At 67.1% G+C, this 26168-nt stretch carries 30 protein-coding genes; 11 read left to right on the top strand and 19 right to left on the bottom strand.

What is annotated here, in order from left to right; genetic code table 11:
• Positions 1–80: 80 nt before the first annotated feature.
• From A5747_RS02445 to A5747_RS02420, 6 genes are all read right to left on the bottom strand, one after another.
• The gene (locus A5747_RS02445) at positions 81–836 is read right to left on the bottom strand and encodes a hypothetical protein (protein ID WP_076122080.1); all 756 of its coding nucleotides are present in this window, start codon (positions 834–836) and stop codon (positions 81–83) included.
• Between the two features lie 177 nt (positions 837–1013).
• Positions 1014–1715, bottom strand: coding sequence for a hypothetical protein (locus A5747_RS02440; protein ID WP_076122079.1), 702 nt, complete (start codon positions 1713–1715; stop codon positions 1014–1016).
• Positions 1716–2046: 331 nt separating this feature from the next.
• Positions 2047–2628: a hypothetical protein gene (locus A5747_RS02435; protein ID WP_076122078.1), complete on the bottom strand. Its 582-nt coding sequence runs from the start codon at positions 2626–2628 to the stop codon at positions 2047–2049.
• A 300-nt stretch (positions 2629–2928) separates the two neighbouring features.
• Positions 2929–3267, bottom strand: coding sequence for a hemophore-related protein (locus A5747_RS02430; protein ID WP_076122077.1), 339 nt, complete (start codon positions 3265–3267; stop codon positions 2929–2931).
• 64 nt (positions 3268–3331) lie between these two features.
• On the bottom strand, positions 3332–3685 hold the full coding sequence (locus A5747_RS02425; RefSeq protein ID WP_076122076.1) for a DUF732 domain-containing protein: 354 nt from the start codon (positions 3683–3685) through the stop codon (positions 3332–3334).
• Positions 3686–3727: 42 nt separating this feature from the next.
• Positions 3728–4141 carry a nuclear transport factor 2 family protein gene (locus A5747_RS02420; RefSeq protein WP_076122075.1) on the bottom strand — a complete coding sequence of 138 codons (414 nt, stop codon included), beginning with the start codon at positions 4139–4141 and terminating at the stop codon, positions 3728–3730.
• Between the two features lie 94 nt (positions 4142–4235).
• Between A5747_RS02420 and A5747_RS02415 the strand changes: the two genes are divergently transcribed.
• A complete protein-coding gene (locus A5747_RS02415) occupies positions 4236–4631 on the top strand; it encodes a RidA family protein (RefSeq protein WP_076122074.1) in 396 nt (131 codons plus the stop codon).
• Here A5747_RS02415 and A5747_RS02410 read toward each other — a convergent pair.
• Positions 4598–4999, bottom strand: coding sequence for a DUF952 domain-containing protein (locus tag A5747_RS02410; RefSeq protein ID WP_076122073.1), 402 nt, complete (start codon positions 4997–4999; stop codon positions 4598–4600). The two genes, A5747_RS02415 and A5747_RS02410, sit on opposite strands and share 34 nt — an antisense overlap.
• Before the next feature lie 138 nt (positions 5000–5137).
• Between A5747_RS02410 and A5747_RS02405 the strand changes: the two genes are divergently transcribed.
• Both A5747_RS02405 and A5747_RS02400 read left to right on the top strand, forming a co-directional pair.
• On the top strand, positions 5138–5323 hold the full coding sequence (locus A5747_RS02405) for a hypothetical protein (protein WP_076063742.1): 186 nt from the start codon (positions 5138–5140) through the stop codon (positions 5321–5323).
• Between the two features lie 65 nt (positions 5324–5388).
• Positions 5389–6363 carry a YihY/virulence factor BrkB family protein gene (locus A5747_RS02400; protein ID WP_076122072.1) on the top strand — a complete coding sequence of 325 codons (975 nt, stop codon included), beginning with the start codon at positions 5389–5391 and terminating at the stop codon, positions 6361–6363.
• Here the strand turns inward: A5747_RS02400 and A5747_RS02395 are convergent, their stop codons facing one another.
• Positions 6364–6603 carry a DUF3039 domain-containing protein gene (locus tag A5747_RS02395; protein WP_076063738.1) on the bottom strand — a complete coding sequence of 80 codons (240 nt, stop codon included), beginning with the start codon at positions 6601–6603 and terminating at the stop codon, positions 6364–6366.
• Positions 6604–6656: 53 nt separating this feature from the next.
• Between A5747_RS02395 and A5747_RS02390 the strand changes: the two genes are divergently transcribed.
• From A5747_RS02390 to A5747_RS02380, 3 genes are all read left to right on the top strand, one after another.
• The gene (locus A5747_RS02390) at positions 6657–7100 is read left to right on the top strand and encodes a DUF3099 domain-containing protein (protein ID WP_139333308.1); all 444 of its coding nucleotides are present in this window, start codon (positions 6657–6659) and stop codon (positions 7098–7100) included.
• Positions 7101–7229: 129 nt separating this feature from the next.
• A complete protein-coding gene (gene sigB, locus A5747_RS02385) occupies positions 7230–8219 on the top strand; it encodes a sigma-70 family RNA polymerase sigma factor SigB (protein ID WP_255376686.1) in 990 nt (329 codons plus the stop codon).
• Between the two features lie 132 nt (positions 8220–8351).
• Positions 8352–9047 carry a metal-dependent transcriptional regulator gene (locus tag A5747_RS02380; protein WP_076063733.1) on the top strand — a complete coding sequence of 232 codons (696 nt, stop codon included), beginning with the start codon at positions 8352–8354 and terminating at the stop codon, positions 9045–9047.
• A gap of 21 nt (positions 9048–9068) precedes the next feature.
• On the opposite strand, the gene A5747_RS02375 is transcribed toward A5747_RS02380, so the two are convergent.
• A complete protein-coding gene (locus tag A5747_RS02375) occupies positions 9069–10127 on the bottom strand; it encodes a DUF4192 domain-containing protein (RefSeq protein WP_076122069.1) in 1059 nt (352 codons plus the stop codon).
• A gap of 113 nt (positions 10128–10240) precedes the next feature.
• Between A5747_RS02375 and sthA the strand changes: the two genes are divergently transcribed.
• Positions 10241–11647 carry a Si-specific NAD(P)(+) transhydrogenase gene (gene sthA / locus A5747_RS02370; protein ID WP_139333311.1) on the top strand — a complete coding sequence of 469 codons (1407 nt, stop codon included), beginning with the start codon at positions 10241–10243 and terminating at the stop codon, positions 11645–11647.
• Position 11648: 1 nt separating this feature from the next.
• Here the strand turns inward: sthA and A5747_RS02365 are convergent, their stop codons facing one another.
• Positions 11649–12467 carry a serine protease gene (locus A5747_RS02365; RefSeq protein WP_076122067.1) on the bottom strand — a complete coding sequence of 273 codons (819 nt, stop codon included), beginning with the start codon at positions 12465–12467 and terminating at the stop codon, positions 11649–11651.
• A 205-nt stretch (positions 12468–12672) separates the two neighbouring features.
• Here A5747_RS02365 and A5747_RS02360 point away from each other — a divergent pair, with 205 nt between their 5' ends.
• Genes A5747_RS02360 through A5747_RS02350 form a run of 3 tightly spaced genes read left to right on the top strand, consistent with a single transcriptional unit; the run spans position 12673 to position 15435 of the window.
• Positions 12673–13647 (top strand): proteasome assembly chaperone family protein, encoded by a 975-nt coding sequence (locus A5747_RS02360; protein ID WP_076122066.1) that lies wholly within the window; start codon positions 12673–12675, stop codon positions 13645–13647.
• A gap of 33 nt (positions 13648–13680) precedes the next feature.
• Entirely contained in the window at positions 13681–14712 is a 1032-nt protein-coding gene (locus A5747_RS02355; protein ID WP_076122065.1) for an alpha/beta fold hydrolase, read from the top strand.
• A gap of 36 nt (positions 14713–14748) precedes the next feature.
• Positions 14749–15435 carry a PhzF family phenazine biosynthesis protein gene (locus A5747_RS02350; protein WP_076122064.1) on the top strand — a complete coding sequence of 229 codons (687 nt, stop codon included), beginning with the start codon at positions 14749–14751 and terminating at the stop codon, positions 15433–15435.
• A 23-nt stretch (positions 15436–15458) separates the two neighbouring features.
• Here A5747_RS02350 and A5747_RS02345 read toward each other — a convergent pair whose 3' ends face one another.
• The 3 genes from A5747_RS02345 to A5747_RS02335 all read right to left on the bottom strand — a co-directional run bounded on the left by A5747_RS02345 (position 15459) and on the right by A5747_RS02335 (position 17085).
• Positions 15459–15944 carry a peroxynitrite isomerase gene (locus A5747_RS02345; RefSeq protein ID WP_076122063.1) on the bottom strand — a complete coding sequence of 162 codons (486 nt, stop codon included), beginning with the start codon at positions 15942–15944 and terminating at the stop codon, positions 15459–15461.
• 9 nt (positions 15945–15953) lie between these two features.
• A complete protein-coding gene (nrdR, locus tag A5747_RS02340; RefSeq protein ID WP_076122062.1) occupies positions 15954–16433 on the bottom strand; it encodes a transcriptional regulator NrdR in 480 nt (159 codons plus the stop codon).
• A gap of 157 nt (positions 16434–16590) precedes the next feature.
• Positions 16591–17085 (bottom strand): LysM peptidoglycan-binding domain-containing protein, encoded by a 495-nt coding sequence (locus A5747_RS02335; RefSeq protein ID WP_076122173.1) that lies wholly within the window; start codon positions 17083–17085, stop codon positions 16591–16593.
• Between the two features lie 327 nt (positions 17086–17412).
• Between A5747_RS02335 and lexA the strand changes: the two genes are divergently transcribed.
• Positions 17413–18114, top strand: coding sequence for a transcriptional repressor LexA (lexA, locus tag A5747_RS02330; RefSeq protein ID WP_076122061.1), 702 nt, complete (start codon positions 17413–17415; stop codon positions 18112–18114).
• A 9-nt stretch (positions 18115–18123) separates the two neighbouring features.
• Here the strand turns inward: lexA and A5747_RS02325 are convergent, their stop codons facing one another.
• The 6 genes from A5747_RS02325 to A5747_RS02300 all read right to left on the bottom strand — a co-directional run bounded on the left by A5747_RS02325 (position 18124) and on the right by A5747_RS02300 (position 26154).
• On the bottom strand, positions 18124–20436 hold the full coding sequence (locus A5747_RS02325) for an LGFP repeat-containing protein (protein WP_076122060.1): 2313 nt from the start codon (positions 20434–20436) through the stop codon (positions 18124–18126).
• 428 nt (positions 20437–20864) lie between these two features.
• The gene (locus A5747_RS02320) at positions 20865–22025 is read right to left on the bottom strand and encodes an acyl-CoA dehydrogenase family protein (protein ID WP_076122059.1); all 1161 of its coding nucleotides are present in this window, start codon (positions 22023–22025) and stop codon (positions 20865–20867) included.
• A 90-nt stretch (positions 22026–22115) separates the two neighbouring features.
• Complete coding sequence (gene hflX, locus A5747_RS02315) at positions 22116–23567, bottom strand: GTPase HflX (RefSeq protein WP_076122058.1); 1452 nt, start codon at positions 23565–23567, stop codon at positions 22116–22118.
• A 46-nt stretch (positions 23568–23613) separates the two neighbouring features.
• Positions 23614–24498: a diaminopimelate epimerase gene (gene dapF / locus A5747_RS02310; protein ID WP_076122057.1), complete on the bottom strand. Its 885-nt coding sequence runs from the start codon at positions 24496–24498 to the stop codon at positions 23614–23616.
• A gap of 4 nt (positions 24499–24502) precedes the next feature.
• Positions 24503–25444 carry a tRNA (adenosine(37)-N6)-dimethylallyltransferase MiaA gene (gene miaA / locus A5747_RS02305; protein WP_076122172.1) on the bottom strand — a complete coding sequence of 314 codons (942 nt, stop codon included), beginning with the start codon at positions 25442–25444 and terminating at the stop codon, positions 24503–24505.
• Between the two features lie 8 nt (positions 25445–25452).
• Complete coding sequence (locus A5747_RS02300) at positions 25453–26154, bottom strand: hypothetical protein (RefSeq protein ID WP_076122056.1); 702 nt, start codon at positions 26152–26154, stop codon at positions 25453–25455.
• Positions 26155–26168: the final 14 nt, after the last annotated feature.

Below are 26168 nucleotides of genomic sequence, written 5' to 3'. Positions count from 1 at the left end.
CGTGAATGCTGGTGCGTAATTTCGCGAGGCGACACAGTGCCACGAGCGGGTTCACGCAGCGCGGCGCCGCGTCGGGCTGCCTAGGGCACTTGAAACGGCTCCGTTGGAAGCAGGTAGACCTTGTCAAAGTCGTGCGCCAGTCCCATCCGACTGTGCCAGTCTCTAGCGAATGCGATCACTGAGCTACACGCCCAGTCAGCGCAGCCAGCTCCGAGCGGGAGTTGTGCGAAGGGGCTCTGGCGTGTCTGCTTAATTTTTTCTCGCAGCTGCGCGACAAATTTCGCTTCGTCTCTGCCGTCGTCGTGCCACCACTGGGGTTTGAAGTGCACCAACTCATTTCGCAAGTCGATCAGCACGTCGACGCTCTGATAGGGCTCAGCGCCCTTATCCAGGCGATCGCGGCCGGCGCAGACCAGGGCGATCTGGAACTTGCTCTGTAACGACATCATTCGTTCGGCGTCCTCTTTGTTTTTGCGTTTGCCTGTCCACAATTCACGCATGATCGCGACGGCGGCGTCGGGAATGCCATCGGTGTAGTGGGTGTGCTCACCTGGGTCGCTGTCGGCAGCGTCTTGCCACACCGCGTTGACAAACGCCTCAAGGAACGCGACCGCCGACAGCACGGCCATCATGGCGTGCGAGAGGTGAGCCCGGTCAAGGTTCTGCAATGTTTCTTCGCGTTTTCGGCACAGCCACGCTTCGCGCCGAGCATTCCATAGGTGCTGGTTGGCCATGTAGTTGCGTATGGACACCGACGCAGTTAGGCCGGTCACCACTTTGAATTCCGCCTTGATCGGTTGGTTTGAGGGGCCAGGCTGGTCCGGTGGTTCAGTCATAAATGACAGCGTAGATCGTTGAAACCTGTTCGTGCACAATATGTTTGGTCTGATTTCCAGACAGTTTGTCCAGTTTTTCCTACAGGATGTCCGAATTTTGTGGAAAATATGGAGAATGCAGACTGGTGTAAAGTTTGTGGTGCGGCATGTGCCGCACGTCGCGCTCGTTCGGCGCGTCTACGCCCACAGGCTCAACACGGTACCCACAAACGTGATGAAAAGCCCCCAGATCGCCCACGTCAGGTCTAGGGCTTGGATGTTGTTGAGCCGGTCGTTTAACTGTTGAATCTGAGTTTCGATGTGCGCCCACGTTTCTCGTTTGAGCTCTGAAGTTTTATCACGCGCTTTCTCAAGATCTCGCTGTAGCCGAGCGATGTTTCCCTGCATCTCGGCAGCCTGCTCAGCTTTCTTGTTCACGTACTCGGTCAACCGCTTGATTTGTTCTTGCAGCGGCAATGTGAAGTCGACGACAGCGTTCGATACTCCGACTGCTGGACTTGGCATCCACGCATACGATGCCGATGCGCGGCCGACGTGAACGGTCGCGTCTAGCGGCTTGCGCAGCAGCGCCCGCCACAGTCGATCAACGCGGCCGGCTAGCCGCGCAACACCCCGTTTGGCCCATTGCCAGACCCGCAGGTCGTACTTCGCCCGCAGATACGCCCTCGCGAGCCCATAAAACGCGATCAGCGCCCCGACTGCCTGGATCGCGGTAGCGCCTTTCCGGGCCAGCAAGTGCCGCAGGTATGGCCAGTGGGGATTCCACCAGACGGCAAGGCTGCCGTGCGGCTGAGCGCACCACAGAGCAAGTGCCAGGGCCGCGGTAATGATGCACAGCGCGCCGATGAGCAAGCGTCTGTTAACGAGCCCCACGAGCATCTATCTTGGCGTGCTGCGTTCGACGACCCCGGTAACAACACGGTCTGGATCAGCCGTCAGCGCGGCCCTGCGGGCTGGGCACCCGGGCCCAGAATCGGATTCTGGATAAGGAATACGTGTATCGATTTGCCGAATTCCCTTGTAATGCAACAGAAGTCGTCCAATACTGCTGGTATGCGCACTGCTATTGAGAGGCCCGACCCAGCAGCAACATCATCGTGGACCCGTTCATCGGGCACTACGAAGGCGAGGAGGAGCGCCTGGTGCGCATGGCCGGCCTCGACCCGACCGACTTCCTGACCCGGCCGAGGCTCGCGCGCTGGCCCGCGCGCTAGGTGCGGCCCGTGCCGCGGTCGACTGATTCGGATGGATCACTGTCTTGCTCAGACCCGTCGTCGGCTGCCGCCTTGCCGCCAACCGCGTCAGGTCCAGCACCATCCTTATTCTTCCGCCTGAGGCGGGCGAACACTTTACGAAGACGCGACGAATTTCGCACCCTCTGTGCCGTGGGGCGCCACATCCAAACCCATGTAGCGAACAACCCGATAAAGGAGAAACCTAGCCACTCAAAATACACAACCTTCCACATACCCAGATGGACGTGCCCCGGCAGATTAAGGAGACCGATCGTGGTTGCGATGAAGAAGAAGGACCAGAACAGTTGCCAGATTATGCGAATAGTCACTTCGCGATCCGCCGTAGCCCGCCACAGGTGATCGATCGACCGGCTCACCTGTAGGCGCATGAGTTCTTGCTCAACGGGAAATTTCTCAAGGTTGTTCAGTACCTCGACTTCACGCACGAGGCGGTTCCGCTTATCGTTCGCGGCGATTCGTGCACTGATCAGGCTGAGGATTGCGACCAGGAGCACGCCGCCGGTGGTCACCAATGCGGTGACAAGTGCGTCGGACATGATTCAAATACTTCCAGTGCGGCAGATCGACTCTGACGACGACACGCGTGAGCGCTACTGAATGTGCCTATATGCCGCACGTCATCGCGCGCCCGCCGCGTCATTTCCCGACGCTCAGATCGACGCTGCCGGGCCGGAACGTGCGAGCGCGTGTGCTTACGTCGAACGGCTCAGTGAATCGCGAGGCTCAGTCAAAGATATTCGATCTATCTACGCTCTCGGCCCAGCAACGGAAACACGCAGGAACTACAGCGCACAGCGATCCCTGGTGCGCGACTACTTGGACTGAGCGAGCCTCGCTCAGAAGTTGTTGCAGGTAGCGAAGGTCCGCTGGAGAACCGGGATGTACGGCCCGGCGTGCGGACCGTTCACGATGTCGTGGGCGATTTGCCTCCGCCGATCGGGCCCCGCGGCGAGAAAGTCACGCAGTCCGGACTGCATCTGCGGCGAGGAGTTGAAAAAGGCGGCGATCGTCGGGTCTTGCGCGTTCAACGCGGCCACGAGCTGGTCATAGGTGCAGGTGGTGTTGACGGCCGGACCCAGATCGGGATCCGCCGACGCGACGCCGACCCCGGCGGTTAGCGCCAATGTCACACCACCAACCGCTACGGCAAGTCTGGTCAACGACAGTTTGGGCATGCGTGGACTCCTTCCCTGACCCAGGCTACGTCACTTTTCGTGCAGCACAGCGAAAGTCGCGCCGCTAGTGCGCGCCGGCGCCGTCGGTCAGGCCGCCGCCGGTCATGTACTGGGGGCAGTAAGCGGCGGCCGCGAGCGCGGTAAACTTCGCGGCGCTCGTCCCCTGGAACGACGGGTTGCGGTTACGCAGTTCGGTGATGATCTCCGCGGCCGACTTTCCCTCGTCGACGAGCTGGCACACCGATTTCCCGGCGGCCACCGCACTATTCGGGTCTTGGTAGGTCAGGCCGGCCTGTTGGAGTTCCGCCAGGAAGGCTTTGTCGGTGCCGGCGTCCGCGCCGTCCCCGTCGTCGGCGTAGGCCGGGGCGGCGAGGCCGATCAGGACGACGGCGCTTGCCACTGCGGAGCGAAGTTTCATGACCCGTCGAGTGTCCCAGACTCGCGGCCGGCGCGCATCCGGCTAAGTGAGCCGCTGCAGCGGCCCGCCCGGGTCGTAATAGAGCTCCTGGCGGGCGATCAGGCCGTCGCGGTAGCGATAGAGGACCACATAGGTCGAGCGCAGGCGTTGCCCACCCGAATCCCAGTCGAACCGCACGCGCACGAACGCGGCGTCCCCGCCGGGCGCGACCGCCCACTCGGTCGCCTCGTAGCGGATCGCCGAGCAGCCACGAATGGTGAGCGCGATGAATTCGAGCGTGCGCTCGATGCCTTCGATCTCGGCGGGCCAATCGAAGAGACGCACCGTCGGACTCACATACGCCACGTCGGGTTGATAGAGGTCCCGCGCGATCGCCGGATCGCCCTCGGCGAACGCCCGCGCGAAGCACGCCTCTTGCGCAAGCAGCGCGTCCTCGGAGATGCCGGGTGTGGTCATCGCCGCTCCCTCCGCCCGACGGCCCGTGCCGCCGAGCTTAATCGCCTGCCGTCCAACATGTTTCGTCGGCTTTTTCGTCGGCTAGGGTGACCGTATGTCAGCCGACCGAAAAGTCGTCTCTTCCGGCTCCGAATTCGAGTCGGTGGTCGGCTACTCGCGCGCCGTTCGCGTCGGCCCACACGTGGCGGTGGCGGGGACAACCGCGCCCGGGCTAGCGGGCGACATCGCGGGCCAAACCCGAGAGGTGTTGCGCCGCATCGAGATTGCGCTCCAACAAGCGGGCGCCGAGCTCACCGACGTAATCCGGACGCGCATCTATGTCACCGACATCGCCCGCTGGCGCGAAGTTGCGGCGGTGCACGCGGAAGTCTTCGGTGAGGTGCGTCCCGCGGCGACGATGGTCGAGGTCGCCGCGCTCATCGCCCCCGAGCTGCTGGTGGAGATCGAAGCCGACGCCTACGTGGACTCCCCGGCCGACTCCGTGCCCTGACCTCCGCCGACCGCCGGGAACGTGCCGTCGGGCCCCGGCGCATAGGCCGTGACGCTCGTCACAGCGGCCACCGGGAGCGGGCCGTACAGATGCGGAAACAACATCGACCGGGGATCCGTCGGCACACCCGGCTCCCAACGCACCGGTGCGTTCAGCCGGGCAGGATCGATATGCAGCAGCACCAGGTCGTCGCGACCGCGGTAGAGCCGGTTGGCCGGCAGATGCACCTGGTCGGGCGTCGAGAGATGGATGAACCGGTCCCCGGCGTCCGAGCCGGGCGCCGCCGGGCGAATTTCGCCTCGCACGCGGGCATCTGCCCACGCTTGTGCGCCGCACAAATGCACCAACACGCCGGGAGCGAATGTCACGTTCGGTCACCTTAGAGCGAATGCCTAAACGCAGGTGGAAAAGCCCGTGAGAAACGACACACCCGATAACGATCGGGGAACAACGCGAAAACCCCGAACGTCTGAGACAGTGAACGTACGAAGGAACGGGAGAAGCCAATGAACGCAACTTTGACCAGTCCCGAGCTGACTAGAGCAGACCGCTGCGACCGCTGCGGTGCCGCCGCTCGGGTACGCGCCAAGCTGCCTTCCGGAGCTGAGCTTCTCTTCTGCCAGCACCACGCCAACGAGCACGAGGCCAAGCTCACCGAGCTGTCGGCCGTGCTGGAGGTCAGCGGCAACTAGGTCCGCCCAACTCACCCACCCGCAATGTGGAGGGCGGGCGCGGTGATCGGTAATGCTGGACTCCTATGAGCGATCAGATCGCAAGGCCGTCCCGCCACCACATCTGGCGAATCAGTCTCCGGACCCTATCCAAGAGCTGGGACGACTCGATCTTTTCCGAGTCGGCACAGGCCGGCTTCTGGTCGGCGCTCTCGCTGCCGCCGCTACTGTTGGGAATGCTGGGCAGCTTGGCCTACGTCGCGCCGCTCTTCGGCCGGGATACCTTGCCGTCCATCGAAAAAAGCATCATCTCCACGACCCACAGCTTTTTCTCGTCGAGTGTCGTCAACGAGATCATCGTGCCCACCATCCGCGACGTCACCGCCAACGCGCGGGGCGAGGTGGTGTCGCTGGGTTTCGTGATCTCGCTGTGGGCGGGATCGTCGGCGATCTCGTCCTACGTCGACGCCGTGGTGGAGGCGCACGACCAAACCCCGCTGCGGCACCCGGTGCGGCAGCGATTCTTCGCGCTATTCCTCTACGTCGTGATGCTGGTGTTCGCGGTGGTGGCCGCGCCGGTCATGGTGATAGGGCCGCGCAAGGTGAGTGAGCACATCCCGTTCACGCTGGCCAACGTGCTGCGCTATGGGTACTACCCCGCGCTGATCCTCGGCCTGGTGGTCGGGATCGTGCTCCTGTATCGGGTCTCGCTGCCGGTTCCGCTGCCGACCCACCGGCTGGTCTTCGGCGCCGTGCTGGCGACGGCGTTCTTCGTGACCGCCACGCTGGGCCTGCGGTTCTACCTGAGGTGGATCACCAGCACCGGCTACACGTACGGCGCGCTGTCCACCCCGATCGCGTTCCTGCTGTTCGCGTTCTTCGGCGGCTTCGCCATCATGCTGGGTGCCGAACTCAACGCCGCCATTCAGGAGGAGTTTCCGGCGCCGGCGACGCACGCCCACCGGCTGCGCAACTGGTTGCTGGCGCGGACGCGATCCGTCAGGGATTCCACCGATTCCTCGCCGCAGCACGGCTCCGCCGCGGTCGAGCCGCCGGCCTGATCAGCCCTTCTTGAGCTTGTCGTAGATCTGCTTGCAGTCCGGGCAGACCGGCGAGCCCGGCTTGGCCGCCCGCGTGACGGGAAACACCTCACCGCACAAGGCCACGACGTGGTTGCCCATGACCGCGCTCTCGGCGATCTTGTCCTTCTTGACGTAATGGAAGTATTTGGGGGTATCGCTGCCGGTCCCGTCGTCGACGCGTTCGTCGGTCTCGGTGCGTTCGATCGTCTGGGTCTGCATACCCCTCATTGTGCACTGCCGCCTGCGAAACCGGCCAAGCCGGAATCGATCGCATGTGGGACAGTGGAGGAATGAAGCGCGGCTCCGATCCGGGGTTCGACGACGACAGGTTCGATGACTTCGACGGCCACAAGGGCCGGCCGGTGCTCATTACCGCCGCCGAACCCTCGTACGAAGAGCAGCATCGCGCGCGAGTACGTAAATACCTGACGCTGATGGCGTTCCGGGTTCCGGCGCTCATCTTCGCCGCGCTGGCCTACGGCGCGTGGCACAACGGCCTGATCTCGCTGCTGATCGTCGCGGCGTCGGTGCCGCTGCCGTGGATGGCCGTGCTGATCGCGAACGACCGCCCGCCGCGGCGCGCCAACGAGCCTCGGCGGTTCGACAACGAGCGGCGCCGCACCCCGTTGTTCCCGACGGCCGAGCGGCCCGCGCTCGAGGCTCGCCGGCACCCGCTGAACCACCCGGGGCCGGGCGGCGACACAGGTTCGGCGTAGGTTCCGGCCAACCGGCCATCGGAACGGACTTCTCAGGACATTCTCAGGTCTGGGACACATTCCTGCACGTCAAAGCGTGTGAGATTCGGATCGGCGGGAACTCCAAAGGCGGGTCTGTCGTTAAACGACGTGACAGTACAAGCCAATCGGGAGGTCGCTATGGCGAACGCCACCACTACCAGGATTGACGGCGATCTAGATGCTCAAAGCCCCGCTGCGGACCTAGTGCGCGTTTATCTGAACGGTATTGGTAAGACCGCGTTGCTCAACGCCGCCGGCGAGGTTGAACTGGCCAAGCGCATCGAGGCCGGGCTTTACGCCGAGCATCTGCTGCAAACGCGGAAGCGCCTCGGCGAGAACCGCAAACGCGAGCTGGCGGCCGGCGCGCGCGCCGGCCAGGCTGCGCGCCGTCACCTGCTGGAAGCGAATCTGCGCCTGGTGGTTTCGCTCGCCAAGCGTTACACGGGCCGGGGCATGCCGCTGCTGGATCTCATTCAGGAGGGGAACCTGGGTCTGATCCGCGCGATGGAGAAGTTCGACTACACAAAGGGATTCAAGTTCTCGACGTACGCCACGTGGTGGATCCGCCAGGCCATCACCCGCGGCATGGCCGACCAGAGCCGCACCATTCGGCTGCCGGTTCACCTGGTCGAGCAGGTCAACAAGCTGGCGCGGATCAAGCGCGAGATGCATCAGAACCTGGGCCGCGAAGCCACCGACGAGGAACTGGCCGCGGAATCCGGAATTCCGATCGAAAAGATCAACGATCTGCTCGAGCACAGCCGCGACCCGGTGAGCCTGGACATGCCAGTGGGCTCGGAAGAAGAAGCCCCGCTCGGTGATTTCATCGAGGACGCCGAGGCGATGTCCGCAGAGAACGCGGTGATCGCCGAGCTGCTGCACACCGACATCCGCAGCGTGCTGGCCACGCTCGACGAGCGCGAGCACCAGGTGATCCGGTTGCGTTTCGGCCTGGACGACGGCCAACCGCGGACCCTGGACCAGATCGGCAAACTGTTCGGTCTGTCCCGGGAGCGGGTGCGTCAGATCGAGCGGGACGTGATGGCGAAACTGCGCAACGGCGAGCGCGCCGATCGGCTACGGTCGTACGCGAGCTAGCACCGCTAAACCAGAACCTGGTAGCAGACAGTATGCCCGCCGCATCAGCGGCGGGCATACTGCTTGCCTAGGACGCGTTAGACCCATTCGCGCAGCTGGCCAAGTAGACTCAGCGTCGACGGAGGGTGCTGAATGAACGAGCTGGTCGATACCACCGAGATGTATCTGCGCACTATCTACGACCTCGAGGAAGAGGGCGTGACGCCGCTGCGCGCCCGGATCGCCGAACGGCTCGACCAGAGTGGGCCGACCGTCAGCCAGACCGTGTCCCGCATGGAGCGCGACGGACTGCTCCACGTGGCGGGCGACCGCCACCTGGAGCTCACCGACAAGGGCAGGGCGCTGGCCATTTCCGTGATGCGCAAGCATCGCCTCGCCGAGCGGCTGCTCGTCGACGTCATCGGTTTGCCATGGGAAGAGGTGCACGCCGAGGCGTGCCGGTGGGAACACGTGATGAGCGAGGACGTCGAACGCCGACTGGTGAAGGTGCTCAACCACCCGACCACCTCCCCGTTCGGCAACCCCATCCCCGGCCTCTTGGACCTGGGCGTGGGCCCGGACTCCAGGGCCGAGGACGCCGACCTGGTCCGGTTGACCGAGTTGCCCGCCGGGTCGCCGGTGGCGGTGGTCGTCCGCCAGCTCACCGAGCACGTCCAGGGCGACATCGACCTGATCACGCGGCTCAAGGACGCCGGCGTGGTGCCCAACGCGCGAGTGACCGTCGAGACCAGCCCCGCCGGCGGCGGGGTGACCATCCTGATACCGGGCCACGAAAACGTCACCCTGCCGCACGAGATGGCGCACGCCGTCAAGGTCGAAAAGGTCTGAGCCACACCCCTATCCACGCGGCTAGCCCGCGCGTCGGCCGAATGCGCGCCGCGCCGGCAACCGCACGCCGAGGCGCTTGGCCAGGCGATACCCGCTGACCGCCAGCTCGCGGATCTGCTCGGGCCGCAGACCGGACTGCAGCGCGGTGTCCAGCATGCCCGCCATCCGATGGTCCGGCGCGCAGCGCAGCGCGGCATCCAGCGACACGCCGGCGAGCGGCCCGTCGCCGCGGGCGTAAGCGCTGAACGCGAGCAACACCAGCGCCTCGACGCGCCACGGCGGTGGCAGGGCGCGCGCCAGCGCGGCCCACAGCGACTCGGCGTCCCCGGCCTTCTGGCCGACCGCAAGGGCGTACAGGATGTCGCGCACCTGCGGGTCGCTTAGCGCGCAACCCAATTCCGCCACCTCGGCGTCGGAGAGGGGTTGACCACCGGCGACCCGGGCGGCGGCGGCCATCGCGTTGCGCACGTCGCGACGGCAGCGGCCCGCTGGGTCCGCGCCCGGCGCGGCTTCGCGCGCGGCCGCCCGCTCGGTCACCGCGACCGCCAACTCGGGGCGCTGCGCCCGCTCGTCGGGCGCGACGACGGCCTGCAGGTCGGCGCGGCGGCGATAGAGCCGCCGGCCGTCGAGTACCGCCGCGGCCGCCAACGGCGACGCCGACGGGTCGTCGACGGCGCCGCCCGCGCCGCACTCGTCCACACAGTGCCAGCGCCCGCCCGCCTCGACCCGATCCACCACGTGCACCGCCCACAGTTCGATGTCGTGTCGTGCCAGCGCCTCGGTGAGCGCGGCGCTCAGCTGCCGGTACTCCTCGTTGCACCCCGGGCAGTCCGCGCCCTCAGCCTCGACGATCACCGCGATCGCGGCCTCGGGCCCGGCCGCGCCGGCGACCTCGGCGAGATGCCCCACCCGCTCGACGAGTTCCGGACCGAGGTCGACCCGCAGCACCGACCCCAGTTCGCCGTCGCCTACCGACACCAGGACCAGTGAATTCTCCGGAACGAAGCCGAGAACGGCCGGTAGCGCGGCGATCAGCGCGCCGGGATGGTTCAGGTCGAAATCTGCTCGATGCGTCGTCATGGGCCCCACGCTGACGGCCGCCACCGTCAGGCCGCGCTCGCGGGCGCGGACCGGGCCGGCCGTCTGTGGAGAAAGTCGCGACTGTGGGCCTTATCGTCTATCCCATGGGTTCGATGCAGGAGTACGACATCGTCGTCATCGGTTCGGGACCGGGCGGCCAGAAGGCCGCCATCGCGTCGGCCAAACTCGGGAAATCCGTGGCGATCATCGAACGCGGCCGCATGCTCGGCGGTGTCTGCGTCAACACCGGCACGATCCCGTCAAAGACGTTGCGCGAGGCCGTGCTTTACCTCACCGGGATGAATCAGCGCGAGCTCTACGGCGCGAGCTACCGCGTGAAGGACCGGATCACGCCGGCGGACCTGCTGGCGCGGACCCAGCACGTGATCGGCAAGGAAGTCGACGTGGTGCGCAACCAGTTGATGCGCAACCGAATCGACCTGCTGCTCGGGCACGGCCGATTCATCGACCCGCACACCATCGTCGTCGAAGACCCCGGCCGCAGGGAAATGACCACCGTCAGTGGGGAATTCATCGTCATCGCCACCGGCACCCGACCGGCCCGGCCATCCGGCGTCGAGTTCGACGAGGAACGGGTGCTCGACTCCGACGGGATCCTGGACCTCAAATCCCTGCCCGCCTCGATGGTCGTCGTCGGCGCCGGCGTGATCGGCATCGAGTACGCCTCGATGTTCGCCGCGCTGGGCACCAAGGTCACCGTCGTGGAAAAGCGGGACGACATGCTGGATTTCTGCGACCCCGAGGTGGTCGAGGCGCTGAAGTTCCACCTGCGCGACCTCGCGGTGACGTTCCGCTTCGGCGAGGAGGTGACCGCCGTCGACGTCGGCTCGGCCGGCACTGTCACGACGCTGGCCAGCGGCAAACAGATTCCCGCCGAGACGGTCATGTACTCCGCGGGACGCCAGGGCCAGACCGACCACCTCGATCTGCACAATGCCGGCCTCGAGGTGGAGGGCCGCGGCCGGATCTGGGTCGACGACAAGTTCAAGACCAAGGTCGAACACATCTATGCCGTCGGCGACGTCATCGGCTTCCCCGCGCTCGCCGCGACCTCGATGGAACAGGGGCGGCTGGCCGCCTACCACGCGTTCGGCGAAGCGTGCGACGGCATCACCGACCTGCAGCCGATCGGGATCTACTCGATTCCCGAGATCTCCTACGTCGGGGCGACCGAGGTGGAACTGACCAAGGACGCGGTGCCCTATGAGGTCGGCGTCGCGCGGTACAAGGAGCTGGCCCGCGGCCAGATCGCCGGGGACTCCTACGGCATGCTCAAGCTGCTGGTGTCGACCGATGACCGAAAACTGTTGGGAGTCCACATCTTCGGCACCAGCGCCACCGAGATGGTGCACATCGGGCAGGCCGTGATGGGATGCGGCGGCACCGTCGACTACCTGGTCGACGCGGTGTTCAACTACCCGACGTTCTCGGAGGCATACAAGGTCGCCGCGCTCGACGTGACCAACAAGATGCGCGCGCTGTCTCAGTTCCGCCGCTAGGTCAGCAGCTGTCGTCGAGGTCGTTCGGCACGGGATCGCCGGGCCCGCCGGCTTCGGCGCGGGCCAGCAGCTGCGCGGTTTGGGCGTCGAACGGGGCGGAGTACGACACGTTCGCGGCGCACCCGCCGCGCTCGAAGCCACCGATCAGCCCGGTGAGGGTGGTGCCGCTGACCCACGGCGCGCCGCTGGTGCCGTCCACCAGCCCTTCGCACACCACCGAGGGGAAGCCGGCATCGTTGACCGACGTGCTGGTCTGACAGCCGATCGGCGAGCCGCCGACCCCGGCCGGATAGCCCATCACCGTGACGTGGCTGCCCGGCGGCGGCGCGGTACCCAGCGTGAGCGCCAGGCCGACATGTGATTCGACCGAGGTGCCGGCGTCGTTGCTGACCCGCGCGATCGCGTAATCGGCGTGTGGATCCTTGCCGGCCGTCCAGCGCGGGTCCAGGTAGACGGCGTCGGCCTTCCACACCGCGGCGGGCTGGGCGTCGCCGACGAGGCCGGGCGCGAAGGTGATCTTGGCGGCTCCGGCCAAACAGTGCGCCGCCGTGATCATCAGGTTCCCGCCCGTCGAATGCACGACGGAACCCGTGCAGACGTGCAGCGGCCCGTTGTCGATGAAGATCGCGCCGACGCGCCTGTCCGGGTCCACCGGGCCCGCGACCGCCTTCTGCTGGGGCTGGCTCATCCGCTGCACCAACGGGCCGGTGGCCACCGGGACGGTGATGGTGGGGCGCGCATGATCGGCGGGCCGGTCGCACGACGTCAGCAACGCCGCCACCCCGATCACCGCACACAGCAACACCCTCGGCACGCGCATTTGAGTGCAATCATGCCTGACCACGCGCTCGCAAGCACAATCATCGCGGACACGGTGTGTTGATAGTTTTGCCTGCTCGGCGCGGGCCGCACGGCACCCCACAGATTAAGGTCCGGCACCCGAGCGTTGCGTAATTGGTGCCCATCGATTTGGGGGACACTGGTTTAAGGCACCCTGGAGAAACCCCCGAAAGGAGGCAACCCCGATGGCCCACGATCAAAACCGGGACGACGGGCTCTATCAGCGAGGGCAGCCCGGCATGTACGAGCTCGAATTCCCGGGACCCCAGCTGTCGACGTCAGACGGCCGCGGCCCGGTGCTAGTGCACGCGCTGGAAGGGTTCTCCGACGCGGGTCACGCGATACGCCTGGCCGCCACGCACCTGAAGGACGCCCTGGACACCGAGCTGGTCGCGTCCTTCGCGATCGACGAATTGCTGGACTACCGCTCCCGGCGGCCGCTGATGACCTTCAAGACCGACCACTTCACCAATTACGACGATCCAGAGTTGAGCTTGTACGCGTTGCGGGACAGCGTCGGCACCCCATTCCTGTTGCTGGCCGGCATGGAGCCGGATCTGAAGTGGGAGCGCTTCGTCACCGCCGTGCGCCTGCTGGCCGAGCGACTGGGCGTGCGCCGCACGATCGGCCTGGGCACCGTCCCGATGGCAGTGCCACACACGCGGCCGATCACGCTGACCGCGCACTCCAACGACAAGGAACTGATCGCCGACTTCCAGCCGTGGATCTCCGAGATCCAGGTCCCGGGCAGCGCGTCCAACCTGCTCGAGTACCGGATGGCCCAGCATGGCCACGAGGTCGTCGGGTTCACCGTGCACGTGCCGCATTACCTGACGCAGACCGACTACCCCGCGGCCGCGCAGGCGCTGCTCGAGCAGGTGGCCAAGTCCGGGTCGCTGGACCTGCCGCTGTCGGAGCTGACCGAAGCGGCCGCGGAAATCCGGGCCAAAATCGACGAGCAGGTGCAGGCCAGCGCGGAAGTCGCCCAAGTGGTGGCCGCGCTCGAGCGCCAGTACGATGCCTTCATCGACGCTCAGGCAAACAGGTCGTTACTGACTCGCGACGAGGACCTGCCTAGCGGCGAGGAGATTGGCGCAGAGTTTGAGCGATTCCTGGCGCAGCAGGCCGAGAAGAAGTCCGACGACGACGACTCGGGCTAACGCTCAGAACTGGCCCGACAACGAGGTGGGCGGATGACTGAGCGGAAGCGAAAGAGCAATCTTCGCCCGGTGCGGGAAGTGACCGCGCCGACCCTGCAGTTCCGAACCATCCACGGCTACAAGCGGGCGTTCCGCATCGCCGGCTCGGGCCCGGCCCTGCTGCTGATTCACGGCATCGGCGACAACTCCACCACGTGGAATACGGTGCAGGCCAAGCTCGCCCAACGTTTTACCGTGATCGCCCCCGACCTGCTGGGCCACGGGCAGTCGGACAAGCCGCGCGCCGACTACTCGGTCGCCGCCTACGCCAACGGGATGCGCGACCTGCTGTCCGTCCTCGACATCGAGCGCGTCACCATCGTGGGTCATTCGCTGGGCGGCGGGGTGGCGATGCAATTCGCCTACCAATTCCCGCATCTGGTCGATCGGCTGATTTTGGTCGCCGCCGGCGGCGTCACCAAGGATGTCAACGTCGTCTTCCGGCTCGCGTCGTTGCCGATGGGCAGCGAAGCCCTGGCCCTACTGCGGCTGCCCCTGGTGCTGCCGGCGGTTCAGCTGGCGGGGCGTCTGGCGGGCCTGGCGATCGGGTCGACCGACCTCGGCCGTGACCTGCCCAACGTGCTGCGGATACTGGACGACCTACCCGAACCGACGGCGTCGGCGGCGTTCAGCCGCACCCTGCGGGCCGTCGTGGACTGGCGCGGGCAGATCGTCACCATGCTGGACCGATGTTATTTGACCGAGGCCATCCCAGTGCAGATCATCTGGGGTAGCCGCGACGTAGTGGTCCCCGTCCGCCACGCCCGCATGGCACACGCCGCGATGCCCGGCTCCCGGCTGGAGATCTTTCAGCGCTCCGGCCATTTCCCCTTCCACGACGACCCGGCCCGCTTCATCGACGTCGTCCAGCGCTTCATCGACACCACCGAGCCCGCCGAATACGACCAGGCAGCGCTTCGCCAGTTGCTCCGCACGGGCAGCGGCGCGCAAACCGTCTCCGGCCCGGCCGACACCCGCGTCGCGGTCCTCAACGCCATGGGCTCCGACGAACGCAGCGCCACCTGATAATCGCGGCATTGCCCAGCGTCGTACAGTCGGGCCATGGGTATCGACGTCACGGTGCTGCGGGTGTTCACCGATCCCGACCGCAACTTCGGCAATCCCCTCGGCGTGGTCGATGCGAGTCAGGTCGACGCCGGCGACCGGCAACGGCTGGCCGCCCAATTGGGCTACAGCGAAACGATATTCGTCGATCTCCCGACCGCCGGCTCCCCCACTGCGCACGCCACGATCTACACCCCGCGAACCGAAATTCCGTTCGCCGGACATCCGACCGTCGGCCTGTCGTGGTGGCTGCGCGACAACGGCATGCCGATCAACACGCTGCGGGTGCCGGCCGGCCTCGTGCAGGTCGGCTACCAGGATGAGCTGACGGTCATTAGCGCACGCTCGGAGTGGGCCCCCGAATTGTTCGTGCACGAATTCGATACGGTTGACGACCTGCTCGCCGCCGACCCCGCCGATTATCCCGACGACACCGCCCACTACCTGTGGGCGTGGATCGATCAAACCGCCGGATCGCTGCGAGCCCGCATGTTCGCCGCGAATCTGGGTGTGCCGGAGGACGAAGCGACCGGCTCCGCGGCGATACGGATCACCGACCACCTCAGCCGGGACCTGCGCATCACGCAGGGCAAGGGCTCCATGATCGAGACGACCTGGAGCCCCGAGGGCTGGGTTCGGGTGGCCGGGCGCGTCGTCAATGACGGTGTGACACAGCTGAATTGAGTTACGGCTGGCACCGGGACCGGTCAGGACTTCCGGTGCAACACCGCGGCGAGGTGATGCTGCATGGGTTGCCCGACGGCACCCATCCGCACCGAGTACGACAGCTCGTCGCCGTCGATGCGCAACGAACGGCCAAGCGCGGACACCTCTTTGGCGGTCGGGGCCAACCCGACGTCGGTGGTGGACAACTCCACCTCGATGCGCTGGCCGGTCACCGAATACGTGCCCACCTCGATTTCGGTGATGCCGCTCGGGTGCGCCAGGACCAGCTCGACGTGACCCGGCTGCGGCACCCGAAGGTATCCGGTCTCGGCGTGCAACGGTTTGCCGTCGGCCACCGCTTTGGTCTTCTGCGCATACGCCAGAAACGGTTTGCCCACATGGGAGAACACGACTTCCTCGAGATACTCGAAGGGCTGGATCGTCGGGTATTCTCCGGCGCCTCGACCGGCCCAGGTGCCGAGCAGAGGCGCCAGCGCCGCGACGTTGGGATGCAAGTCGGCAGGCATGAAAACAGCCTAGCGAGTGGCCGGTTCCGGATCCGTCGGCACGTTGCGGTGCGCGCGCAGCGCTTCGATCTCGCGCTCGAAATCCTCCGCCGACGAGAACGACCGATACACCGACGCGAATCGCAGGTAGGCCACCTCGTCCAGGTCGCGCAACGGCCCCAGGATTGCCAGGCCGACCTCATGGCTCGGGACCTCCGGCGACCCCGCGGCGCGCACCGCGTCTTCCACCTGCTGGGCCAGTAGGTTCAGCGCGTCCTCGTCGACCTGCCGGCCCTGACACGCGCGGCGGACGCCTTTGATGACCTTCTCGCGGCTGAACGGCTCGGTCACACCGCTGCGTTTGACGACGGCAAGGACCGCGGTTTCCACGGTGGTGAACCGCCGCCCGCATTCGGGACAGGACCGGCGGCGCCGAATCGCCTGGCCTTCATCGGTTTCCCGCGAGTCGATCACCCGGGAATCGGGATGCCGGCAGAACGGACAGTGCATGACCGCTCCTTCGCCGTGCCGATACCTCGCAGAACACTCCGAGCGTACCCGCGCGCCGCCCACCGGGGCCAATACCGCCGCGATAAGGATCCGTCCACCTCCGCGGGAGCCGAGCAGCCTTGGCGTAGAGCGGTTTTCGCAATGCGCCGCCACGCCGTCAGCCGACCGGCGCGATCAGCGTCTGGCCGGCGTCCAGCGCGGGCGAGTTCAGGTCGTTGAGTTCGCGGATGCGGTCGGCCACCTGGCGAGCCGGCGCGTCCGGCGCCACCCGGTGCGCGACATCTTGCAGGGACTCCCCGGCTTCGACCCGCACGACGGCCAGCCTGTCGGGCACCGCGGCGGCCTTAGGGCCGGAGTCGCCGTTGGCCTGCTGCCCGAGGTTCGCGACCAGCCCCAGCCACAGGGTGATCACCCCGGCGAGCAGGGCCAGCCCGACCGTCGTCAGCAGCGTGACCGGACGCTTGCGATGCGGCGCGACCGACATCGCGACGCCGGTGCCGTGGTAACGCATGGGCGCGCCGGCCGGCCGTGACGAGCGCGGACGGCGGGAGCGAACCAGCCGTTCCCCGTCGTAGCGGGGACAGTCGACCAGCCCACTGGCCGGGCGCCGGGTGCCGCTGGTACGCGGCGAGACTGTGTGGATGACTGTCATGTCCATTCCTCCGGTCAACTAAATCCTCGCTCGTGTGTTCGACTATAGTCGCTCGTGTGTTCGAAACCCGAACATTTGAGCGAAGCGTGTCGGACGACCCAAACGTTAGACCCCGGTACCGACAAGTTCGTCGCCGAACCTCGGCCACCACCCCTCACATGCAGGAGAAGTACCCGGTCCCCCCGAAAGTTACACGCGTGTGATTCACCCGTTTTAGGGTCTTAATTCACCGGCCCTAGAGTCGTTCGACCCCGGTTCCGTGACGCCGCGACACGCCAGTCGAACACATGTTTGATTCTTGGCGGCCCGCGGGCTACATTCAGTGCCATGAGCGACAGCAACGACACTTCCGCCGGCGCGGCCGGCCGGTTGCATTCCGTGGATCCATCGCTTACCGAGCGGCAGCGCACCATCCTCAAGGTCATCCGCGAGTCGGTGACCAGCCGCGGTTATCCGCCGAGCATCCGGGAAATCGGAGACGCCGTCGGGCTGACGTCGACGTCGTCGGTGGCTCACCAGCTGCGCACCCTGGAGCGCAAGGGGTACCTGCGCCGCGACCCGAACCGGCCCCGGGCCGTCGACGTCCGCGGTGTCGACGACGTCCCGGCGGCCGCGGTGCCCATCACCGAAGTCGCCGGCTCGGACGCCCTGCCGGAACCGACCTTCGTCCCCGTGCTCGGGCGCATCGCGGCCGGCGGCCCGATCCTTGCGGAAGAGGCGGTCGAGGACGTCTTCCCGCTGCCCCGCGAATTGGTCGGCGAGGGCGCGCTGTTCCTGCTCAAGGTGGTCGGCGACTCCATGGTCGAAGCCGCGATCTGTGACGGCGACTGGGTGGTGGTGCGGCAGCAGAATGTCGCCGACAACGGCGACATCGTCGCCGCCATGCTCGACGGCGAGGCCACCGTCAAGACGTTCAAGCGCGCGGGCGGTCAGGTGTGGCTGATGCCGCACAACCCCGCATTCGATCCCATCCCCGGCAACGAGGCGACCGTGCTCGGCAAGGTCGTCACGGTGATCCGCAAGATTTAGCGAGCGGGGTCAGTCGGCCTTCGTAAAGCCGTTGGCCTGCGCGACTTCTTCGCTGGACAACCAGATCTCGGCGAGCGTGTCCGGGTAGAGCTCGCTCTCCGGGGTGTAGTACAGGCCGAAGCGCGCGCTGGCCTTGATGGGATATCCGTCCGGCATCTGATACGGATCATCCAACGGCAGGTGGATGGTCGGGCGTCCGGCCGGGCCCGAGACCTCTTCGGCGTCGACGGCGGCGTGCCGCCCAGGCCTCGGCCCGGCGGCGGGGACGACGCCCGGTGCCGCGACGTCTGGGGCGGTGTGCGCGACCGCGACGTCGGGATACCCGACGTCCGAATCGACCGGCTCCGGCGCCGCGGCGGGGTAGGCGTCCTCCGGATGGGCAGCATCCGCTGGGGTATGCGGAACGGCCACGTCCGGATATTCGGCTTCTTCGGCCTCAAGGGCTTCATCAACGTCGAGATAGGCCGGTTCGTCCTCTTCCGGATAGCCGGCCTCCGGCGCAGCGGTCTCGGGATAGGCGTCCTCCGGATAGCCGGCCTCCGGGTAGGCGGCCTCGGGGTAGGCGGGTTCTGGGTAGGCGGCCTCGGGGTAGTCGGATTCGGCGAGAACCTCCTCTGGCACGACGGGTATGGAATCGGTGTCCACCGCGTCGGGGTCTTCCTCCTCGATCCCCGACTCGATCCCCGACTCGATCCCCGACCGGTCCGCGCCCTCATCGGGTGCGGGCGGCCATTCGCCGCCGTATTCCGCGGCGGCCTCGTCGCCGCGCGACCAGCTGACCCGCGGTCCGGACTCGTCGCCCGCCTCTTCGGATGGTTGCGGCTCGCCGAACAGGAAGTGGTCGGTGGCGGCATCGGCGTGGACGCGGGCGTCCTCGTGAGCGTCCTCGTGGCCGTAGTCGTGGCCCCAGTGCCCGTCGGCGACGGCGTCGTAGCCGCCGAGGTCGACGTCGCGGTCGTGCTGGTAGGCGGCGGCGGCCGCCGCGGCCTCCCGCCGGGCGCGACGCCGGCGCAACCCCAAGGGCAGAAACGCCAGCAGCGCAAGCACTATCGCGACCGGAATGACGACCAGCAGATACCACGAATGCCAGGCGAACTTCTTGGCGTGGGGCGGCATCGCCGCGCCGCTGGGCTGATTCTGCCCCGACACCTGCAGGCCGGAGAGCAACGGCGCCAGGTTGGACGGCTCGGTGGTGAACGTGTTCTTCGCGCGGTTCCACGAGATCTTGCCGCCGGTGAACTTCTGCGAGATCACGTCGCCGTCCACGGCTTGATCGCCGACCGGCGCGCCCAGCTTGCCGCCGGCACCGCGAAGCTTGTCCCATGCGGCCTTCATGGCACCACGGACGATGAACGCGCCGTGCTCGCGTGTCCAGAAGATCACCGGCTTGTCGGCAGCGGCGAACGTGCAACTCCGGCTGGAGGGAATGCCGCCGTCGGACTCGTTGGCGATCGGGAACCCCAGGTCGCTTCCTACTGGCCCGCCCGCCGACTCGTACTTGGCCAGAATGTCGCTCTCGATAGCGCTTGCGCCGGTGGCCGGGCTGAAAAACACCTTGCCGCCGGCAAAATTCTGGGCGATTCCGTCACCGCCGATGGGATATTGCCCGCCCTGCTTGGCGCCCAGCGGGCCCGAGGCGCCACCCGCGGCACGCCAGGCCATGTTGATGGCCGCGGTGGGATCGGTCGCCACCTGCAGACCCTTGAGCTGGTCGGCCAATGCCGGCGGGGTGGTGGTGAAGTCCTTGGTCTTGCGGTTCCAGGAGATTTGACCGCCGTTGAACTTCTGCGAAATGACCTCGCCGTCGTAGGTTTCATCGCCGGCCGGTGCGCCGAGCACGCCGCCGGAGCTGCCGAGTTTGTCCCACGCCGCGTTCATCGCGCCGCGCACGACGAACGCGCCGTGCTCGGCCGTCCAAAAAATCACGGGCTTGTCGCTGGCGGAGAAGGTCGCCACGCGGCTGTCGGGTCCGGCGAGGCCGGGAACTTCGTTGATGGTCGGGAATCCGAGATCGCTGTTGACCGGGCCGCCGAGCGCCTCGTACTTGTCCAGGATCGGCCCGTACACGAACTTGGCGCCCGTGTCGGTGGTGTAGAACATCTTGCCGCCGTCGAAGTCCAGGACGAATCCGTCACCGGCCGGGTAGACGTCGCCCTTCCGGGCGCCCAGCGGTGAACCGTCGCCGCCGGCCTTCTCCCACGCGGCCATCATGGCCGCCTCGGCGTCGCCGATCGGGGATGCCGAGGCTCCGGGTGCCAGGAATGCCGCGGCCGCCACGGCGGCCGCCATGCTGATCAGCGCGCGCCCGAATAGCCTGCGCAATCGACCTCCCTGCCCGTTCACCAAGCCTCCCAGCCGACGGATAGGCCCCGGTTTGTGGCCATTCCCGCATCCTGCAGACCCTGCGAGCGGGTGATACCCCCACCGCGAGTGACTAACCCGCGTGGGTACGCATTATCGCCGGGCTCGCATAACTTTGCTCCAGCGAGCAGAAAATGCGAAGCCAAATCACGAATTTTGGGAAAACGGATATCGCTCCGATGTCGAAATGATGCGCGACCGCACCCATGTCGCGACCGGCCAGCATCCAAACGCATGTGCCGACGGTACGCGAGGCCGTCAATTGACCCGGAATCTACCCGGCCAAAACGGCGATACGCGAAATAGATCAATTTGCCGCACGGTCACATTTCGTTGGCCGCCAACGCGATTGCGTCCCGCGCGATGCGCCGACGGCGGCCGCCTCCGGCCTAGACACCGAGGCCGCGGCCGATGATCTCCTTCATGATCTCGGTCGTGCCGCCGTAGATCGTCTGAACCCGGGCATCGAGATAGGCACGCGCGACCGGGTATTCGCGCATGTAGCCGTATCCGCCGTGCAGCTGCAGGCAGCGGTCGATCAGCTGCACCTGCTTCTCGGTGGAGTACCACTTGGCCATCGCGGCCTGTTCGGCCGTCAGCTTCTCCTCGAGGTGCAGCCGGATGAACTCGTCGACCATGACGCGCACCACGGTGGCCTCGGTCGCCAGCTCGGCGAGCACGAAGCGACTGTTCTGGAAGCTGCCGATCGGTTTGCCAAAAGCCTTGCGCTCCTTGGTGTATTGCACCGTGTCGTTCAGCACGGCTTCCATCGCGGCGGCCGCCATGATCGCGATCGAGATTCGCTCCTGCGGCAGGTTCTGCATGAGGTAGATGAACCCCTTGCCCTCCTCGCCGAGCAGGTTTTCGGCAGGAACATGGACGTCGGTGAACGACAACTCGGCGGTGTCCTGCGCGTCCAGTCCGATCTTGTCCAGGTGGCGGCCGCGTTCGAAGCCCTTCATGCCGCGCTCGACGACGAGCAGCGAAAAGCCCTGCGCGCCCATCTCGGGATCCGTCTGCGCCACCACGATCACCAGGTCCGAGTTGATCCCGTTGGTGATGAACGTCTTTGAGCCGTTGAGCACGTAGTGATCGCCGTGCTTGACGGCACGGGTCTTGATGCCCTGTAGGTCACTGCCGGTGCCCGGCTCGGTCATCGCGATCGCCGTGATCAACTCCCCGCTGCAGAACTTGGGCAGCCAGCGCTGCTTCTGCTCTTCGGTGGCCAGGCGCAACAGGTAGGGCGCCACCACGTCGTTTTGCAGGCCGAATCCGATGCCGCTGTAGCGCCCGGCCGTGGTCTCCTCGGTGACGATCGTGTTGTACCGGAAATCGGGGTTGCCGCCGCCGCCGTACTCCTCGGGCACGGCCATGCCGAGGAAGCCCTGTTTGCCGGCCTCGAGCCACACTTCGCGGTCGACGATCTTGGCCTTCTCCCATTCGTCGTGATACGGCGCGACGTGACGATCGAGGAAGGCGCGGTAGGACTCGCGGAACAAATCGTGCTCGGGCTCGAAAAGAGTGCGCTGGTACTTGATGGCACTGCTCATAACTGACCTCCGGGCGACGGGGACTCTGCCGCCCAAGATATACCAACCAGACGGTTGGTCGGCGGCTGGGCGGCCGGGCCCGGCTGAGGCTTACTTCGCGGAGAACTCGCGCAGGCTCGCGGCCAGCGCGACCGGAACGCGGGCCACCAGGCGAGTGCCCTGCGAGTTGTGCTCGGCCTGCTGTACCCGGCCGTCGGCGTGCACGCGGGCCACCAGGTCACCGCGGTCGTAGGGGATCACCACGTCGACGGCGGTGTCGGTGGGCGCCGCGAGTTCGGCGATCCGGCGGCGCAGCGCGTCGATGCCGTCGCCGGTGCGCGCGGACACGAACAGCGCCCCGGGCAGCCCGTGGCGAAGCTTGGCCAGCGTCAGATCGCTTGCGGCATCGACCTTGTTCACCACCAACAGCTCCGGCGGCGGGGCACCGTCGCGGTCGGCCGTGTAGTCGGTGAAGACTTCCGAAATCACCTGCCGTACCGCATCGATCTGGGCAAAGGGGTTGACGTCGGAGCCGTCGACGACGTGCACCAGCAGGTCGGCGTCGACGACTTCCTCCAGCGTGGAGCGAAACGCCTCGACCAGCTGGGTGGGCAGGTGCCTGACGAACCCGACCGTGTCGGTCAGCACGAACGGCCGAGCCCATTTGGTTCCGGGGTCGAACTCCGCGCGCCGGGTGGTGGGCTCCAGCGTCGCGAACAACGCGTCCTCCACCAGCACCCCGGCCCCGGTCAGCGCGTTGAGCAGGCTGGACTTGCCCGCATTGGTGTATCCGACGATGGCGATCGACGGGATGTCGCTGCCGAGCCGACGGCTGCGCTGGGTGTCGCGAGCCTGCTTCATGTCCTTGATCTCGCGGCGCAGCTTGGACATTCGCTCGCGGATGCGGCGCCGGTCCGTCTCGATTTTGGTCTCACCGGGACCGCGCAGGCCCACGCCGCCGCCGCTGCCGCCGGCGCGTCCACCGGCCTGCCGGGACATCGACTCACCCCAGCCGCGCAGCCGCGGCAGCATGTACTCCATCTGGGCCAGCGACACCTGCGCCTTGCCTTCCCGGCTGGTGGCGTGCTGGGCGAAGATGTCGAGGATCAGCGCGGTGCGGTCGATGACCTTGACCTTGACGGCCTTCTCCAGCGCGGTCAGCTGCGCCGGTGACAATTCACCGTCGCAGATGACGGTGTCGGCGCCCGTCGCCAGGACGACCTCGCGCAATTCCTGCGCCTTGCCCGAGCCGATGTAGGTGGACGGATCGGGCTTGTCGCGGCGCTGGATGAGGCCTTCGAGCACCAGCGAGCCGGCGGTCTCGGCCAGGGCGGCCAGCTCGGCCAGGCTCGCCTGGTTGTCGGCGGCGCTGCCCTGCGTCCAGACGCCGACCAGCACCACGCGCTCCAGCCGGAGCTGGCGGTACTCGACCTCGGAGATGTCGGCGAGTTCGGTCGACAGCCCGGCGACGCGGCGCAGCGCCGATCGGTCTTCGAGGGCGAGCTCGCCCGCGCTGGGTTCTAGATCCGGCTGATCGTGAAAGGGAGTTTCTGGATGAGTCATAGGCAATTAGCAATAGTGCACGCTAAATCGGTTGCGCGCACCCGATTTAACGCTGCTGTGCGCGCCACCATTCCTCGCTGATCTCGCCACGGGCCACCAGCACCGACGGGCCGCGCAGGTAGCTGGTGGCGTCGGTGATGGTGACCGTGACGTCGCCGCCCGGCACCCGTACGGTCAGCGTCCCGGTGTCCGCGCCGGCATCGGCCAGCGCGGCGACCGCGGCGGCGACCGTTCCCGTGCCGCAGGATCGGGTTTCGCCCACACCGCGCTCGTGGACCCGCATGTGAGTCACCCCGCCGACGGCCGGGGTGAGGACTTCGACATTGACGCCGTCGGGGAATTGCGCGCGATCGAACTGCACCGGGGCGGCCACGTCCAGCGCGGCGAGCTCGTCGGGGGTCAGCCGCGGATCCACGCACGCCAGGTGCGGGTTGCCCACGTCGACAGCCAGCCCGGTGAATCGCCGGCCGCCGACGACGGCCGCAAACGCGTCGCCGCCGCTGCCCAGCCGGTTGGCCTTGCCCATGTCAACGGTGACGTCGGCGTCGGTCGCGTCCGCGTGGTGCAGGGTGACCGGCCGCGGGCCGGCCAGCGATCCCACGACGAACTCATCGCGCGACTCCAGACCGCTGACCCGCAAGTAGTGTGCGAAGACCCGCACACCGTTGCCGCACATCTGTGCGATCGATCCATCGGCGTTGCGGTAATCCATGTACCAGTCGCTCGTCCCGACGCCGTCGGGCAGGCGCTCGAGCACCCCAGTGGCCACGGCCGCCTCGGCCGTGGTGATCCGCAGCACGCCGTCGGCGCCCAATCCGCGGCGCCGGTCGCACAACGCGGCCACCGACTCCGGGGTGAGCGCCAGTTCGGCGCCGACGTCGGGCAGCAGCACGAAATCGTTTTGCGTGCCGTGCCCCTTAGCGAAGATCACCAGCTCAGGATACGTGCCGCCACGCCCGCACCGCTTCGTCGACGACGCGGGTGCGGTCGGCTTCGCCTTTTTCAGACTCGAGCCAGTGCACCCGGTGGTCCCGGCGAAACCAGGAGCGCTGCCGCCGCACGTACCGGCGGGTGCCGACGTAGGTTTGTTCGCGCGCCGCGCGCAGCAGGTCGGACGCGCCGCCGGCGTCCAGCGCCGCGAGCACCTGGGCGTAGCCCAGCGCACGCGAGGCGGTGACCCCGTCGCGCAGGCCCTGTTTGAGGAGTGCGCGTACCTCGTCGACCAGGCCTTGTTCGAACATCGTATCTGTGCGGCGCGCCAATCTCTCGTCGAGAAGCGTTGTGTCACAATCTAATCCGATGATGACGGTGCCCCAGCGCGGAGTGCCGATGCGCGGCGCGGACGCGGCGAACGGCTGGCCGGTGAGCTCCACCACTTCGAGCGCCCGTACCGTGCGCCGGCCGTCGGTGGGCAGGATCGCGGCGGCCGCCGCGGGGTCGCGCCGGGCCAGCTCCGCGTGCAGCGGCCCCACTCCCTCCTCGGCGAGCCGTCGCTCCCAGCGCGCGCGCACCGCGGGATCGGTCGCGGGGAACGACCAGTCGTCGAGCAGCGACTGGATGTAGAGCATCGAGCCGCCGACCACCACCGGCAGCGCGCCCCGGACGGCGATCGCGTCGATGTCAGCGGCGGCGGCCCGCTGGTAGCGGGCGACGGTCGCGGTCTCGGTGACGTCGAGCACGTCGAGCTGGTGGTGCGGGATGCCGCGGCGGGCCTCGACGGGCAGCTTGGCGGTTCCGATGTCCATGCCGCGATAGAGCTGCATCGCGTCGGCGTTGACGATCTCTACCGCGAGTTCGCCGCTGAGACGCTCGGCGACGTCGAGCGCCAGCTGCGACTTGCCGGTACCGGTCGGGCCGATGATCGCGAGCGGTCGCACGGCTTGGCTCACGGCTGCCAGGCGCCGACGAAGTAGCCCACCCCGTAGGGCGCTCCGCGGTAGAGCTCCTTGGCCGATCGCGGCCCCGGTTCGGCCAGCCCCGCCAGCACGTGGAAGGCGACCCGGCCCCGGATCTCCGGCGCCAGCCGGGTCAATGCGGCGGCATCGCCGGTTGCCAACGCGTCGTCGAGGGCCAGCTGGGCGTCGGCGTTGCCGGGGTGGTAGCCGCCGGGCGCGCTCGGTGTCAGGGTGTTGGCGCCGTCGGCGATGACCAACACTCCGACAGGGTCGGGCGCCCGGTCGATCGCGGCGCGTAGTTGCCGGCCATGCGTCAGCGCGGTGTCGGCGTCGTGGTCATCGCGGTAGACGTGGACCCGCGCGCTGGCCTCGGGCCGGACCTGGCCGCGAACCCAGGCGGCAAGCAGCGCGCACAGGGGCATCTCGGCCGGTCGCTCGGCTGGTGGCTCGGCCGAGGTCTGGGGCGACAGCCGGACCCGCACGTCGGCGCCGAAGCCCGCGAAGGTGCCCACGCCGTCGGGACCGAGGACGTCGTCCGCTCGGCCAGTCCCGACGACGATCCAGCGCGGCGGCAGCAGGGCGGCCGCGGCCAGGACCGCGGCGGACGCGTCGGCCAATTCGGCGGCGGCCGTTCCGGCGAGCTGCGGGACGAGCACCGGCGCCGAGGGAATGATCGCGATGGCGCTCAGCACGCCACCAAACTAAC

The organism is Mycobacterium sp. IS-836 (genome assembly GCF_001954275.1).
GTDB lineage: Bacteria > Actinomycetota > Actinomycetes > Mycobacteriales > Mycobacteriaceae > Mycobacterium.
This window is presented reverse-complemented; position numbering and strand designations above follow the sequence as displayed.

What these genes read in the sequence shown, in the direction of transcription:
- A5747_RS02445 (WP_076122080.1), bottom strand. Translation starts at nt 836, where the DNA reads ATGACTGAACCACCGGACCAGCCTGGCCCCTCAAACCAACCGATCAAG.
- A5747_RS02440 (WP_076122079.1), bottom strand. Translation starts at nt 1,715, where the DNA reads ATGCTCGTGGGGCTCGTTAACAGACGCTTGCTCATCGGCGCGCTGTGC.
- A5747_RS02435 (WP_076122078.1), bottom strand. Translation starts at nt 2,628, where the DNA reads ATGTCCGACGCACTTGTCACCGCATTGGTGACCACCGGCGGCGTGCTC.
- A5747_RS02430 (WP_076122077.1), bottom strand. Translation starts at nt 3,267, where the DNA reads ATGCCCAAACTGTCGTTGACCAGACTTGCCGTAGCGGTTGGTGGTGTG.
- A5747_RS02425 (WP_076122076.1), bottom strand. Translation starts at nt 3,685, where the DNA reads ATGAAACTTCGCTCCGCAGTGGCAAGCGCCGTCGTCCTGATCGGCCTC.
- A5747_RS02420 (WP_076122075.1), bottom strand. Translation starts at nt 4,141, where the DNA reads ATGACCACACCCGGCATCTCCGAGGACGCGCTGCTTGCGCAAGAGGCG.
- A5747_RS02415 (WP_076122074.1), top strand. Translation starts at nt 4,236, where the DNA reads ATGTCAGCCGACCGAAAAGTCGTCTCTTCCGGCTCCGAATTCGAGTCG.
- A5747_RS02405 (WP_076063742.1), top strand. Translation starts at nt 5,138, where the DNA reads ATGAACGCAACTTTGACCAGTCCCGAGCTGACTAGAGCAGACCGCTGC.
- A5747_RS02400 (WP_076122072.1), top strand. Translation starts at nt 5,389, where the DNA reads ATGAGCGATCAGATCGCAAGGCCGTCCCGCCACCACATCTGGCGAATC.
- A5747_RS02395 (WP_076063738.1), bottom strand. Translation starts at nt 6,603, where the DNA reads ATGCAGACCCAGACGATCGAACGCACCGAGACCGACGAACGCGTCGAC.
- A5747_RS02390 (WP_139333308.1), top strand. Translation starts at nt 6,657, where the DNA reads ATGTGGGACAGTGGAGGAATGAAGCGCGGCTCCGATCCGGGGTTCGAC.
- A5747_RS02380 (WP_076063733.1), top strand. Translation starts at nt 8,352, where the DNA reads ATGAACGAGCTGGTCGATACCACCGAGATGTATCTGCGCACTATCTAC.
- A5747_RS02375 (WP_076122069.1), bottom strand. Translation starts at nt 10,127, where the DNA reads ATGACGACGCATCGAGCAGATTTCGACCTGAACCATCCCGGCGCGCTG.
- sthA (WP_139333311.1), top strand. Translation starts at nt 10,241, where the DNA reads ATGCAGGAGTACGACATCGTCGTCATCGGTTCGGGACCGGGCGGCCAG.
- A5747_RS02365 (WP_076122067.1), bottom strand. Translation starts at nt 12,467, where the DNA reads ATGCGCGTGCCGAGGGTGTTGCTGTGTGCGGTGATCGGGGTGGCGGCG.
- A5747_RS02360 (WP_076122066.1), top strand. Translation starts at nt 12,673, where the DNA reads ATGGCCCACGATCAAAACCGGGACGACGGGCTCTATCAGCGAGGGCAG.
- A5747_RS02355 (WP_076122065.1), top strand. Translation starts at nt 13,681, where the DNA reads ATGACTGAGCGGAAGCGAAAGAGCAATCTTCGCCCGGTGCGGGAAGTG.
- A5747_RS02350 (WP_076122064.1), top strand. Translation starts at nt 14,749, where the DNA reads ATGGGTATCGACGTCACGGTGCTGCGGGTGTTCACCGATCCCGACCGC.
- A5747_RS02345 (WP_076122063.1), bottom strand. Translation starts at nt 15,944, where the DNA reads ATGCCTGCCGACTTGCATCCCAACGTCGCGGCGCTGGCGCCTCTGCTC.
- nrdR (WP_076122062.1), bottom strand. Translation starts at nt 16,433, where the DNA reads ATGCACTGTCCGTTCTGCCGGCATCCCGATTCCCGGGTGATCGACTCG.
- A5747_RS02335 (WP_076122173.1), bottom strand. Translation starts at nt 17,085, where the DNA reads ATGACAGTCATCCACACAGTCTCGCCGCGTACCAGCGGCACCCGGCGC.
- lexA (WP_076122061.1), top strand. Translation starts at nt 17,413, where the DNA reads ATGAGCGACAGCAACGACACTTCCGCCGGCGCGGCCGGCCGGTTGCAT.
- A5747_RS02320 (WP_076122059.1), bottom strand. Translation starts at nt 22,025, where the DNA reads ATGAGCAGTGCCATCAAGTACCAGCGCACTCTTTTCGAGCCCGAGCAC.
- hflX (WP_076122058.1), bottom strand. Translation starts at nt 23,567, where the DNA reads ATGACTCATCCAGAAACTCCCTTTCACGATCAGCCGGATCTAGAACCC.